Here is a 13,761-nt window from a genome sequence, read left to right on the forward strand (position 1 = left end):
GCCTATACGGTTAAAGAAAGTGAGGAATATCAATGAATACAGAAAATAAGCCTGCTATCCAGCAGATAGCAGACACAATGGAAGGATTTACGGTATTACAGCGTGTAAAGTTTGAATTAGGTAATAAGCAGTATTACTCAGATCTAGAATACCAGCTTGTCATTAAAGAGAACCATTTAATTCCAGATGCTATTTATAACAAAGAGAAGGACCAGAGAAATATGCTGGAGGCCGTGTACTCTATATTGCAGACTCTCTGTAACGATATTGATATATATCGCAAAATTGAAACAGAATTTGCTACTGAAGACCAGGCGTATAAATACTTGCAGCTAAGATTACAGGACATTCAGGTCCGAATTGAAACATTGACGGATTTAGATAAAGAAGATACTAATATTTCATATATGTTCTGCAACTAAGGAGGGGGATATGGGGCGAATATTTGGTACACCATACAAGGATGACGCAGCTTACATACAATTTCTTAGAACTATGGAAAGGGAGGGGAAAAGTTGCCTTACCTATTCGGATAGAAAAGAATTTTACTGCTTTTTCCGCATGAAAAATGATAATGAAAATAGGAAGGAAACTATCATAATGTATTATGATACAACAGCGCCGCTTAGAGTAGGATGCTTGATAGATTACAATTCCGCTATATTTCTTACACTAAATCGTGAAACCATAGAGAATGATATTTATTATAAATCCGTTTTAGTCCAATGCAACGGAACCATGAATATTTCAGGTAAACCCGATTGCAGTAATATTCCAATTTATTCAGAAGAGATAAAATCTGCTATGGCATTGTCTGGAACTACATTTTCAATCATTAATGGCACTTCAGAAATAATAACGGAGGATAATCAAACTACTCAGCAGATAAAGATTGGAGATGTATTTGAAGAGTTTGGGCGGACGTTTGAAATAACTAATATATATTTTATGAATGGAATCGCCCACATAATAGTCCAGGTGACTCAGGACAGACATATAGAACAAAACTATACTTTGCAAATTATGAATAGTCCAACAAAAAGTTTTTCTCCTGGAGAAACTTATCAGTTGTCTGCAAAGGCATTTTTAAATGGGACAGAAGTAGAACATGCGGTTTTAACATGGGGTTCATCAGATGAGATAGTGGCAACTGTTACAAGTAATGGCTTGATAACATTTTTAGAATCAGGTATTGTATGCTTTACAGCTACGTGGAAGGAACAAAAAATTAGCGATGTATCCGAGGCAGTAATTTGCGGGCAGCCTGAGGCATCGTTGAGTTGTAGGGTAACAGGAGACCAACAGTTAAGTTGGGGTGGAGAATATGAATCAACTTTTAAAAACTTAGATTTTGATGTTACATCTGATGTAGAACACATTGTCTGGGAGATTAGGAATTATACTGGTAAGAACCATGAGAATGATTTACTATTAAAATTTGTAGGTAAAGATGCATATATTGAAGTGATAGATGCAAATGCGGTATTTAAAGAATTCGATTTGTCAGTTAGCGGAAGCTATAGAGACACATTTGCAGAGGGAAGTCTACATATTACAATCGGTCAATTTATATAGAACATTTTGATGGAAAGTGTTGTAGAGGAGTGTTAGCTTTATCTTCACATAAGAGGTTGGAAAAGTTCCCTAACCTTCTAGGAATTTGTAACAGTTAATTATATAACGGAAGGGTCAAGGGTACGGATGAAATAATTCGGGGTTTTTAAATAAGAGTGGGTATTTGTGTCAATACGATAATTGCGGAAAGAATAAGGTCGGAACGGTCTGCGCAGAAGCTGATGCCGTTCCGACTATTTGTTTGCGCGCTGTGGGCGCAATCTAACGGGTGTAAGTCGTGTGTTGTGTAAGCTGTTATCAACTTGTCAGTGACAGTCTAGTTAAGGTAATCGCCAGTGAGTCTTGTAGTAAGCCTCCAATGCTTTTGGACGCCCGATTGTGTTGTTGAGAAACAGATGCAAAATAGCAGTCCGTAACATAAAGTGAATCCTGTAGCATTTTTACGGTGGTCCTAGTGTGAAAGAAAGTAGAGGACAGCCCAAAAGTGCGCACTTATCTAAAGTGTCAGCAAGTTGCAACTTATTACAGGTGTTTATTTAGAAAATAATTAAATAGCTATCAGTTTTGGCGTGGATATAATCTCTCGCTTTGCAATAGTTCTATAGCAAGTTTGATAGCTTTTGCTTTTTGCTTTTCCAGTAAAGCTTCAGGCATATTGATTTCATACAAATCGTTTGGATTCCATGCTTTACCAGTTGATAACATCAGGTAAATTGCAGTCAGAATCATCCGGACGATTACTACATTGGATCTTTTCTTGCCACCAAAATCATTGCTGCCTGTAGTTAATCCAGTCAGCAGCATAAACATTTGCAATTTGAGAACTGAGTCATATCAATACAAGTTTCGGAGATGATAGTGATTGCAATATCACGTTTCATACCCGGAAAATCCATTAGAAACTGGATAGCATTATCATAATTAGGAGCAGAAGAAATTAAATTTTCTATTTCACGGTCTGCATCATTGATTTTAGCTGTGATACATCCATATGTGCACGGACGAGGTGCATACGTTATTTTTGGGAATGTGGATGACTTTCCAAAGACATCGGATATAACAGAAGCTAAAGCGACATTACAGACCGTAAGCGCATTCTGATATCGATTCTTTTCACTGGAACGGCAGGAAACAAGCTTATAGCGATACCTTGTAAAATATGGTTTTTTTTATAGGGAGTGCAGATACCTTTTACAAGTTCGAGAGGGAACAAATCTCTAATATATTAAGAATCCTTGTGTCATTCTTGGTGCCTTTTACAGCTTTTGCCCATTTAGGAGTGGCGATAGTAACATTGATTTCATCCTCTAAGAGATTACTCACAGGAATCCAATATTTGCTAGTAGATTCCATATAAAGGTCATGACAGCTGTTGCCAAGAAGCCATCGCTTGAACGCAAGAATTGAATAGTTAAAGGTTGAATAACGTTTCCTCTGAAAGATAGGAAGCCATTGACCGAAATGCCACACAATTTATCTAAGGCGTTAAAACAATTCTTAGTGTACGATCTTATAGAGTCACTTATTTGTGCTGCGCCCGAGGGCGTGTGGAATAGAGATTAGTATCTATAAACCATTGGTATGAGAACAATAGGAGAAAAGGGGGTCTGCTTTAATCAGGATTAACGGGAAGGTAAGAGATAGTGTATGTAAAATATTGGACAAAAACACTCAATAAAAAATTACGACTACTTCAAAGCAATCTATATCTGGTAGCCAGAAAAAGATAAAAGCGCAGATTCTATGCCCTGTATAACTATATCTTTCGCCTGGATGTTTTGTGGTGGACATGGAAATAAGTACGTGCAAACAAAGGGAGTGCTGGAATAGATGACATTACCTTTGAGATGACTGAAGAATACTTACTGGAAATGCAGACCATTGGGGGTACTGACTAAAAGAGGTAGAATTGTGCAGCAAGTCTGTAAGATAGTAATAGAGTTTATTTTTGAAACAAGCTTTTCAGATAATTCTTACGGATTTTGACCTAAAAGAGATGCAAAAACAAGCTACAGAAAATATGAAAAAGGAATTTACTAAGATCTGGTATGTAGTATATGCAGACATACATGGCAATTTTGACAAAATGAATCTCGAAATACTACTGGAATTATTAAAGTGTCGTATTAGCGACAGGAGACACGTTAAGCTGTGCAGACAGTGTTACAGTCAGAATTATTGAAGGTGCAGTGATATCTGTTTACCAAAAAGTGAAAGTAAACAAGGGAAACTATTTTCTCCAACCTGTAAAAGTGGTAGCAATACCGAAGTAAATGGAGGAATCAAAATTCTGGGAATACTAACGGTAGCGGACAGTATTGCCCAGATGGCAGCGATGCTGTATTTTGAATTGAATGTGGTTCCAGTCTTTTACAAAGTTTCTTACGGACATCGTCCGAACAAGACAGCTATACAGGCACTGGAAGTCACAAGGATGAGGTGTCGGAGAAAAGACTGGGTATTGGAGTTTGATATTCGGGGGCTGTTAGATAATATCAGCATTATCTTATGGACATGCTAAAAAGAGGAGAGGCATACACAGGAGAAATGGATGATTCCGAGGCTATGGGTTGGAGCTGAATCTGAAAAAGACAAGAATAGAATACTGCAAAGATGATGACCACAAAGTAAATCATGAGAATACATCCTTTGATTTTTTGGATATAAGTTCCGATCTGATATGGGAAGTTCATCATGAACTTTCTGTCGGCAATCAGTGAAAGGGCAAAGAAATGCATCTAAGAAGAAGTACGAGGATGGATTAACTATTATACGCATTTTCACATATCAGAGATATATAACTTACTAAGGTACATTAACGGGTGTCTGGTAAACTAGGTACGTAGAAAGTACAAGAAATGTGGAGAGAGAAGTAGACCAGAACATTGGCTTGGAGAGGTTGGGAAGCGTGACGGAAACTTGTTTGCAGACTGGAAAATTGGAATACTGCCATTGGCTGAAAATGGGAGCTGTATGAACTGAGAGGTTCACGAACAGTACTAAAGAGAGACTTAAGGGAGGTTTCCTAGGTCTACTTTCTGAGTGAATCATTGTCCTACAAGAGCGGAAGCAATCTTCATTAAAGAAATGTTGACAGTTAGATTTGAAGAGTACAAGCTTGAATTTCACTATTAAAACAAGAAGATTCTTAATCCCTTAATTCGAGGTTGGATGAATTATTTGGGTGAGTTTAATTCATCGGCAATGAAAGGAACGCTGCAGTGAATAGAAAGAGGACTTATTAAATGAGCGTGTAAGTATAAGATTTTTCGAAGTAGAAGTCACAGAGCAGGAAAATGGCTCTGCACGGTGCGACAGCTAGAGCCAAAACTTGCTGGTCGCATTTGCCCCTGCGGTAATGCTCAGGAGCTTTTTATATCCCTCTACGGACATACATAGTACTACAATATGAGGCATGGCTGAGGATTGTAATGGATGTAATCTCTGAAGACGAAAGTATATATGGTCATATCCACAAAACAGTCGATCATAGATGGTATGTCTTATGAAAAATTTTCTTAAAAGCTTATACATTTAGAGGAATCTCATCTAAGTTTATGATTTCTCCAAGTATGGAAAGAAATTTATATTTATGATTATCAAATTTGTGGGTTTGTCAAACATTTGTTACACTGACCTCAAATAATCTCTTATTACCTCATTCGGTGTTTTCCAGGCAAGAGGGCGCATGGGGAAGTTAGTGTAATCCCGACAGTTATACACCTTTAGCTGTGCAGCAAAGTCCTCAAAGGAATTAAACAGATGTGTCGCGTAGAAACGCTCATGGTCCTTCCGATGGCTGCGCTCTGCCTTCCCGTTGTGACGCGGCGTATAAGGCCGAATGACTTTATGCCGTATCCCGTGTGCATCCAGATGTTTCTGGAAAAGGGTCGGCTTATCCCGGTGAGTGGTAAAACGGTTCGTGAATTCCGGGCCATTATCCGTTTGGATGTACTCAATAGGCAAAGGAAAAGCTTTTACGAGATACTCCACAAACTGCGCGGAAGAATAAGTGCTGTGTTCCTCAAAGGCTTCCACGAAACGCCACCGGGAATACTAATCAATGGCCGTGTATTGGAAGAAGCGTTTTCCAATGACCTTACTGTTTTTGAGGCAGGTGGAGGAAACGAATTTCACATCCACCTGAATACGCTGCCCAGGATAGTTCATCTGCTCATATGGCTTGGGAATATACTTTGGGTTTGGCGGATGTACAGCCCCATAATCCCCTGCCTTCTTAGAAAACGGTAGAGTCCGGGGATGGAGCGGCCCCCCTTTGTCTGAGTTTGACCCAGAAAACGACCAGGTCGGCATCAGGATTGCGTCGGCGCGTATCGTAGAGCAGCTTAATTTCCGCAGAGGTATGCTGGTGAGGGTGCCTGAACCGATTGCGCAAAGACTCCATAGAGCCGTCATAACGCCGTTTGTAGCGGTAAATGTATTGGCGGTTGAGGATAGACGGTATTTCATATCTTGTGTTATACTAGCCATAGCAGGGACTCCTTTGTTTGTGTTGTGGTTGTGGTGACTAAAATATGACACAAAGGCAGTATCCCTGCATTTTAATTATTCAGTTGTAACATATGTATTGTAATCCTACAAATTTATATTTATGATTATCAAATTTAATTTGACAATCGATAGAAGTATCTTCCTAGGAAAGCTATTTGGACACTGTACAAACGAGCAGCCTCAATAATGGACTATCTAACTGCAGAGGCAAAACTGGTTCTATGTTTTAATTACTGAGAATATACAAATTCATGCCAATGGGATAAAAACTTATGGTAATATGCTACCGGTCAGAAAGAATAGTCTTTAACAAATAACAACTAATTTTTGTACAGAGCATTGATAAGAGGATTAACTTTGTCTTGGTATTCGTCTGGCAGCATACTAATATATTTTTTTATACTAGAAGCCTCTATTAATGTCATTTTACTTAATAATATAGTTCCATCTTTTATACCCATACCAATGTCAAGCTGTTTGAATGATATATCAATTTGTGAATGTATATTTTGTCGTTTTAAAGTAGTAAGTGGCGCAACTAGATAGATAGAATCAGAATCATTTTGAATGTGAGCCTCCCGAAGTATAACACAAGGACGCAGAACTGGTTGCGGTATGTCCTCAGAGTCACTTAAACTGATAATTGCCATCACTATCATACCATTCTTTACAGAAGTCAAACTATCTTCCGATTGGTTATCTGGGATATGTTTAACGATATCTTCTATATTACATAGTAGTTGATTACATATTTTATCTACTATACTGAGTGTGATTGGTTCATTTCGGCTTAATTTTGCTAAGGTGGCGTTGCTTATGCCAACCATGTTAGCTAACTCCATTTTAGAAATATTCCTTTCATTCAGGAGTTTCCACAGGGGTGAATAAGATATGCTCATGTTTAACCTCTTTTCTTAATATAAAAATATAACTAATGTACCCTACCGTTAACGTAGCGGCTAGTTTCAGGTACATATCCCCACCGCTTTTTATTAAGTGTAAATCTTAAAAAAGTAGCAGTATTTGTACATCTATTGTATTGTTGAGTTACCTCTAACAAAATGTTAACATATCATAAAAATTGCTATGATTAGTTTGCTATGGATATTTAGACTTAACAATTCCATATCTGAAAGTTTGTTAATATTTTCTCTGATAATGCCAACTTAAATATCTCTTGTAACTGTGTTACTTTTAAGCAGCTTATACAGATTAGTGCCATCCCCTGTGAATAAGGTTACCGGAAAACCAAGTACATCCTCAACAGAGTTTTTGACGATGCCACAGACAACTGGGCGGTGCATTTATGGATAAATCTGCAGAGCAGCCTTGTGGTTTAGCCCCAAAATGGGAGTTGGACCATTACCAAGGCCAGCCACTACCAGGAAGAAAAATCGAAAGCTATTCAATCTATATTCCTCGATAGAACCAGAAGCGGAATCCATCTTTGTGCTGTTTGCCCTAAATCTGATACTATCATGAATAATTATATCATAATGACTATAAAAAATAAACATATATTTAAAAAAACAGAAATAGTTATTGACAAACATGCTGGCATAGGTATAGTATAAGTTTACAAAAACAGAATTAAGTATATATACAGAACCTAATATTTGGTTCGGTAATTTCTAAAGGTTTCATGGAGGTGCTGATTTTTACTGTTTATAAGTAAATAAATATTCTAGTGATTAGACACAGCGTTGAGAAAGGGTGAAAGATAGATTGGACAATGCGAAAAACCCAGTATTAAAGAGATATTACGACTTGCTTTTTCCTGAAAGTTTAAAAGAAAATGAATATATTAGAATAGTATGTCTGGGAACAGACGAAGAGGAGAATCCTTATCAAATTTCTAAATATGTACAAAGCTATACAGAGTATGAAGATATAGTTTATAAATATAGGAAGCTGGGCAATCTTTTTAATTCACTTGCAACCGTTAAAAATATTAACGGATATATGAACGGTACAGCGCAGTATCAGCGTCAGAGGAGAGTACTATTTTTAGACTTTGATTTAAAAGATTATCAGGAAATAGAACAACCGGATGCTTGGTATTTTTCAGGGGTGATTAAGAGAAAGTTTCCGGATGTATTTCTCCATGCTTACTATAATAGTGGACATGGATTCCACTTTTATATTGCTGTGAAGCCTTCGTGTAACTGGAGGGAAATTGTAAGAGTAAATACAGTGTTTGCAAAGATAGTGGGTGCGGATACAAATAGTTGTAAGCCTACACAGCTGGCGAGGATTCCATGTACCTATAATAGAAAATATCCCAATGCAGACGGTGAGTACCCTTATGTAAAGGAGATAGTCAATAAGTATGTAAGAAGTCCAGAAAATGGTCATAAAGGATTTTATTGTTTATCGTATCTACAACGAAGAACAGCAGAGATAAATGCATCACAAGAAGCAAACCTTCAATACAGTAATTGGAACTATGCTGAGGGTAGTGATATACGGCAATTTAGGTGTCTGTGTAATGAAAAAGCCTTTCGGCATGGAGTTGATGAGACCGAACGGGATACTTTTCAGGGACGTTTGATTTGGTGGATGCTGTCAAAGGGCTTTCCTGAATCTAAGATATATGCAGAGGTACAAAGCTGGAATATGCGGTGTCGTCCTCCTAAGCAAAAAAATATAGTAGACAGAGATACCAAATTCTATTTAAAGCATCAAAATGTATATCACCTAAATGGCTGCTATTGGAAAATCAGCGATTCCAGAGTCAAGGAAATTGTAGAAAAATATTGTGATAAAATTTATTGTTATGATAGTGCAAAGTTTGCTCTAAATGACCAAGCGGATGGGATGGCTGCAAAAATAAGAGTAAATAGAAAGCTTCTTGATAAGGTTCAGTTGATAAATAAGGGAGAAAAATCATTGTCTGGTTATGAATTCCTGATATTAAATACTATGCAGAGATTTCAAGATGTATCACAAGAAGCAGTTCCTATTGCGAAGCTAAAACAAAGACTTATGTATAAGGAACAGGATTCGTGGAAGTTTTGTATGGACAGTTCGACTCTAAAAAAGACTTTAAATGCACTTATTGCACATAAATGTATAATACTAAAAAATAAGCTGTACCGGGGTTGTAGAAAAAAAAGTTCCGTATATGATGACCAGGTGATACAAATGACCCAAAGACTGAAGAAATTCGAGAATGCAGGATTCATTGAAGTGTTTGATTCTGCGGCAAAAGCACTAATAAGTAAAAAAATTAGTCAAACGGATTATAAAATATTTCTTACATTAGTCAAGCAGATAGAGACAAAGAAGTCTTGTACTTTGGATGTGCTTAGTGATATAACTGGTTTATGTAAACCGAATATTCGCAGGGCACTGCTTAAGCTTCAGAAAGCTAATTGCATACAAATTGAAAAATCATTACAGAAAACAGAAAGAGGAGTTTCTTTCAATATTTACAGACAGATAGAAACAAATAGGTGGAATGACTGTACGAGCTATACATTTAGTAATAGTGATGAAATTTAATACATGTAAACTGTAATTATACAGGTATATACACTCTATACATAATTATCATTTTTCGTATCGTTATTCTCAAAATTTATTGAGGATGTAGCAATAACACAAATCTAAGTGTAGGATTAATAGTTATCAGAATTAGGAGATGGATTTAGTATGTTCCTTGAAGAACAATGGTTAGCGTGAATTTGTTGGTTTTGAACAGTAAGACTTGTGCACAAATATTGCTTTAACTAAGGATATGTAAAGGAGATTGGATGATGAAAGACACTGCTGTGGGCGCCGGCCCAGTGATGATTCGGAGTATAGACGCCAGCCTGATTTATTATATGGCTGTGGAACAAAATCACAATTTAAAGGAAAAAATAGAAAATTTCATTATCTTGGAGAAAGAAAAGGAAAATCTGAGAAAAGTTAATAAGCGGCTGAATGAGGAAAAAAGGAAAAGAAGAAATGAACTGAAGAAATTTATCTATCAGATGGATGAAGGGAAAAATTGTGAATTGCAGGGGATTTATGATAGATATTATTATCAGGGAACACTAAATGATTCATTAATGAGAAGAAGGTTATTTGAACTCAGTGGTGGCAATGCGGTGGTGCATGAAAAAGGATGTCTGTTTACGGATATTATAATAAACATTAGCTTTAACCGGGATTATATTATTGAAGACGGAATGACATATACCTTTGATGCTTTGAAACATACTTTTGTAAGGGACACTTCTAAGTATCGCAAGGTATTGACAAAACAGGAGCTTAGAGGAATTTTTTATGAGGGTGGAGTGTATATACAGGGAAAACACTATCTGGAATTTCAGCGCAGCAGCAGTAAGGCTAGAACGGGTAACTGCTTATTTATACAAAAGGAATATTATGAAAGCATGGTGTCATGGCAGAGACTTGGGTTGAATCTTCAAAAAGAGACGGATAAAATAAAAAATCAGAGAAAGCCTCATTATCAAAAAGTAGATTTGACTGGTATCAGGGCATATGAATCACTGACGAGCAGTTCTATTGTGGGCAGTGTTGAAATAGATCCTTACAGCATTTTATTGATAGATGATGTAAAAGGAAGCTATACAATGAAATGCAATGTAGTTAAATCTTTAGAAACTACTCGTGTTGCTACAAATAAAAATGGAGATATTAAGACGAAAAAAGACAACCAATTGAAAATAGTTGAGGAGAATTACCAACAAATAACAGACTTATGGGATGGACAAAGTTTAGTTGATGAATCACTTTTTACAGGTGTCTTTGAAAATAAGGGCTTTATGCTTTTGCGCTCTCATTTTTTGAAATCCGCAGGATTTAATACAAAGCTTCAGAAATGGTTCAAAAGCGATGAAGTATGTAAATATCTGCAAAAAAATGCTCAAGGAGATATGTGCGTACAGGATCGTTTTGGCAGTCTGATGCCTGTAGATAGTGTAATGATGGTAACAACGAAAAACTCATGTAAGATTTTTAAAGAACCTTTCAGAAGCTGTATCTTAATTGATGAAATTGTTAAGAAAAGAAGTGTGATAAAAGACAGTCAAGAGGTATATTCGGAGAAGGAAATTAAAAGTATGTCAGTTTTGGAACAAGAAGCACTGATATGGAAATGGTATAGGTGGAAGCTGAAAGAAACCATGGGTAACACCATAGGGGTTTGTAAATATGAAAAGTCCTCCAGGTTTCAGGATGGCGCGTATCAGCAATTGGCTTATCAGATTATTAGTTCAGGAAATTATAGCTATGATGATTTGATAGAACTGGCAAGGCCTCAAATTCAAGAGATTAATTTAATTAAAAGTCATGTGGCTTTCATGCGTCATATATTAATGGCGCCCTCTAAGCATTCTATAAAGCAAATAATGATGAGAGAATTATTAAATGTTAATGATGACATACAGCAGACACAGATGTATAAAGATTTTAGAGACTATCAAATTTCTATGATGAAGCAAAGAATAGAAAAAGGAAAGATTTTAACAGAAAATACCGACTATTGCGTTATGTTTGGAAACCCGTATGAAATGCTTTGTGCAAGTACTGGGATGTTAGATGTAAATAGTGATGGCGTAGCTCAAAAGTGTATTATGTATAATAAGAGGCATGAGGAACAACATCAATTTGAATGTTATACTCCTAAATTTCATAACAAGAATACGGAGTTATTTGCCTTTCGTAATCCCCACATTTGCGAGGGGAATTCTGCATTATTTATAAATGTGTATCATCCGGAATACAGTTGGTTTAATATGACAGAGAATATTATAGCAGTATCATTTTGGGGGTATGGTGCTTTTTTGAATCCAAAACTGAATGGTGCTGACGTGGATTCTGATACGGTACTGGTAGGTGACAATGAAATTATTCTAAGCAAAGTTAAGGATGCACAGAAAAAACTTATACCTATTAATGATATCCCACAGAAGGCAAAGCTTTTGGAATTAACAGAAAACAATTTGGCTAAAACGGACAGCCGCTTATGTAATGGTTACATAGGAAAAATTTGTAATTTGGCACAGCAACTGCAGGGGTTTTATTGGCATATTTACAACAATAAAGCAAAAGAGAACGAGGACTACTTGACGCAGATTTATAATGATATATGTATTTTAGAGGTATTATCAAATGTAGCGATTGATTCAGCCAAACGGGAATATGCAGTAGATTTGAAACGAGAATTATCGAGAATAAAGAGAAGAGAATATTGGACTAAGGAGGGGGCCATTCTGGAACATGATGTTGTAAAATTTGAATGCAGGATGCCAAAGAGAACAATTACAGAACATAATCGGAATGAGTATGAAGCCTTAAAGGTGCAGTTAAGCAATGATTGTTTGTCTGAGAAGGAAAAAAGCGATATTAAAAAAGATATGCAAAAAATTATAACAAGTAATGTATTAATAGCTCGTAAGCCTGAATTTATGCGTATGAATCAAAAGTACAGGAAAAAAAGGGCAACTGAACACAATTGTAAGAAGAGCAAAAAGGGTCAGAAGGATGAAATTGATGCCAAAACGTTTATTTCCATGGAGATTCCTATGGATAAGCTTAAAAAAGTGGTGAAAGACAGTGTATGCAGAGCCAGACCTGTTGCAACTATTCCAATTGTTGAGGTTTTAAATACAATCGAATCGGGAAAGAAAGCAGATTCGAGAAGGGTCAACCAAATTATTGAACAATCCTTAATGTTTAAACATGAATTAGATGAAATACAAAATGCATATCAGAAAAGTTATATATCAGCAGAAGAGTTATATGAAAAAAAAATGCGTGTTGAGGAGAAGGCAATCGGCCTATACAAAAATCAGCGAATCAGTAGGTATGATATTATTACTCTAATAAAAAAGGCATATGATGTTCGTAATAATAAAGTCAAGAATGGTAAGTTAGATAAAGGAAACGTAGTAGACCGCAGAGACAGCAGATTAGTTAGAAGTCGTTGTGGGGGTCTGATGCTTCAGTGGATTTACGCGGCAAAACCAGAAATATTTCTTGAAGCCATTAAAATGGGGGGAAATGGTGATCGGACAGCTGTAAAGGAAGTTAAAAGAGTAGAATTGCTTTCGGGACAGGATGAGATTTTCGAATTATACGGAAAACAATATATCATTATTTAAATGCAGAAACCTGACCGTTTAGTAAGCCATAGTTTTTTCTCTTGCAATAGAAATATATGGTCATGGATTTCTTTTATATGGTATATATGAATAATTATGTTATAAAATTAGAATTCAAAGTTGATGCAGGATACGAAAATTGTGTAAGACGAAGAGAGGAACCCATATGAATCAGGAAGAATTAAGGAAACGATTGTGTGACTTTCTGATCTCAGAAGGTGTAATGCAAAAATTTTTGGCTAAAAAGGTACAAACTCCTGAATCTATTTTGTCACAATTTAAAAATGGAAAAAAGAATTTGTGGCAATTAGATGCAAAAAGGTTAGATGAATATTTAGCTAACCGGGGATATTAGCAGGTATCTTATGTTTGCAGTAAGCAGATGTAACAAAATTGGATAAAAAGCCACACTGAAACATTTGATATAAAAAAACAGTAATGCATTGCGAAAATAAACCGGCTGAATGAGTAGCAATAGCATAGATCACAGATTATAGGAAAAGCGGAATACCATATTTTAGAAGAACCGCAAAATAAGGTTTTGTCCGTATTGCCGAAA

Annotated in this window: 10 protein-coding genes and 1 pseudogene; 7 read left to right on the forward strand and 4 right to left on the reverse strand. The window is 36.3% G+C overall.

Annotated features, from left to right (window positions below; all coding sequences use genetic code 11):
* Positions 1-32: 32 nt before the first annotated feature.
* Together ACGHCT_RS09650 and ACGHCT_RS09655 are read left to right on the forward strand one after the other, a co-directional pair.
* On the forward strand, positions 33-422 hold the full coding sequence (locus tag ACGHCT_RS09650) for a hypothetical protein (RefSeq protein WP_390439746.1): 390 nt from the start codon (positions 33-35) through the stop codon (positions 420-422).
* Positions 423-432: 10 nt separating this feature from the next.
* Positions 433-1,575, forward strand: coding sequence for a hypothetical protein (locus ACGHCT_RS09655; protein WP_390439747.1), 1,143 nt, complete (start codon positions 433-435; stop codon positions 1,573-1,575).
* Between the two features lie 558 nt (positions 1,576-2,133).
* Here ACGHCT_RS09655 and ACGHCT_RS09660 read toward each other — a convergent pair.
* The gene (locus ACGHCT_RS09660; protein WP_390439749.1) at positions 2,134-2,379 is read right to left on the reverse strand and encodes a hypothetical protein; all 246 of its coding nucleotides are present in this window, start codon (positions 2,377-2,379) and stop codon (positions 2,134-2,136) included.
* 1,956 nt (positions 2,380-4,335) lie between these two features.
* Between ACGHCT_RS09660 and ACGHCT_RS09665 the strand changes: the two genes are divergently transcribed.
* The gene (locus ACGHCT_RS09665; protein WP_390440167.1) at positions 4,336-4,413 is read left to right on the forward strand and encodes a hypothetical protein; all 78 of its coding nucleotides are present in this window, start codon (positions 4,336-4,338) and stop codon (positions 4,411-4,413) included.
* A 306-nt stretch (positions 4,414-4,719) separates the two neighbouring features.
* On the forward strand, positions 4,720-4,800 hold the full coding sequence (locus tag ACGHCT_RS09670) for a group II intron maturase-specific domain-containing protein (protein ID WP_390440168.1): 81 nt from the start codon (positions 4,720-4,722) through the stop codon (positions 4,798-4,800).
* A 402-nt stretch (positions 4,801-5,202) separates the two neighbouring features.
* Here the strand turns inward: ACGHCT_RS09670 and ACGHCT_RS09675 are convergent.
* From ACGHCT_RS09675 to ACGHCT_RS09685, 3 genes and pseudogenes are all read right to left on the reverse strand, one after another.
* Positions 5,203-5,619, reverse strand: a pseudogene (locus ACGHCT_RS09675) (integrase core domain-containing protein); the annotation flags it as partial.
* Positions 5,620-5,631: 12 nt separating this feature from the next.
* Positions 5,632-6,066: a hypothetical protein gene (locus tag ACGHCT_RS09680; RefSeq protein WP_390439752.1), complete on the reverse strand. Its 435-nt coding sequence runs from the start codon at positions 6,064-6,066 to the stop codon at positions 5,632-5,634.
* Between the two features lie 341 nt (positions 6,067-6,407).
* The gene (locus ACGHCT_RS09685) at positions 6,408-6,986 is read right to left on the reverse strand and encodes a helix-turn-helix domain-containing protein (RefSeq protein ID WP_390439754.1); all 579 of its coding nucleotides are present in this window, start codon (positions 6,984-6,986) and stop codon (positions 6,408-6,410) included.
* 826 nt (positions 6,987-7,812) lie between these two features.
* On the opposite strand from ACGHCT_RS09685, the gene ACGHCT_RS09690 reads away from it, so the two are divergent.
* The 3 genes from ACGHCT_RS09690 (at position 7,813) to ACGHCT_RS09700 (ending at position 13,557) form a co-directional block, all read left to right on the forward strand.
* The gene (locus tag ACGHCT_RS09690) at positions 7,813-9,591 is read left to right on the forward strand and encodes a hypothetical protein (RefSeq protein WP_390439757.1); all 1,779 of its coding nucleotides are present in this window, start codon (positions 7,813-7,815) and stop codon (positions 9,589-9,591) included.
* A 251-nt stretch (positions 9,592-9,842) separates the two neighbouring features.
* A complete protein-coding gene (locus tag ACGHCT_RS09695; protein WP_390439759.1) occupies positions 9,843-13,202 on the forward strand; it encodes a hypothetical protein in 3,360 nt (1,119 codons plus the stop codon).
* 166 nt (positions 13,203-13,368) lie between these two features.
* Positions 13,369-13,557 (forward strand): hypothetical protein, encoded by a 189-nt coding sequence (locus tag ACGHCT_RS09700; RefSeq protein ID WP_390439761.1) that lies wholly within the window; start codon positions 13,369-13,371, stop codon positions 13,555-13,557.
* The last annotated feature ends 204 nt before the right edge of the window (positions 13,558-13,761 follow it).

The organism is Lactonifactor longoviformis (genome assembly GCF_042848515.1).
GTDB lineage: Bacteria > Bacillota > Clostridia > Lachnospirales > Lachnospiraceae > Lactonifactor > Lactonifactor longoviformis.

Excerpts from the sequence above, each read along its gene's own strand:
- ACGHCT_RS09650 (WP_390439746.1), top strand. The coding sequence starts at position 33 with ATGAATACAGAAAATAAGCCTGCTATCCAGCAGATAGCAGACACAATG.
- ACGHCT_RS09655 (WP_390439747.1), top strand. The coding sequence starts at position 433 with ATGGGGCGAATATTTGGTACACCATACAAGGATGACGCAGCTTACATA.
- ACGHCT_RS09660 (WP_390439749.1), bottom strand. The coding sequence starts at position 2,379 with ATGCTGCTGACTGGATTAACTACAGGCAGCAATGATTTTGGTGGCAAG.
- ACGHCT_RS09680 (WP_390439752.1), bottom strand. The coding sequence starts at position 6,066 with ATGGCTAGTATAACACAAGATATGAAATACCGTCTATCCTCAACCGCC.
- ACGHCT_RS09685 (WP_390439754.1), bottom strand. The coding sequence starts at position 6,986 with ATGAGCATATCTTATTCACCCCTGTGGAAACTCCTGAATGAAAGGAAT.
- ACGHCT_RS09695 (WP_390439759.1), top strand. The coding sequence starts at position 9,843 with ATGATGAAAGACACTGCTGTGGGCGCCGGCCCAGTGATGATTCGGAGT.
- ACGHCT_RS09700 (WP_390439761.1), top strand. The coding sequence starts at position 13,369 with ATGAATCAGGAAGAATTAAGGAAACGATTGTGTGACTTTCTGATCTCA.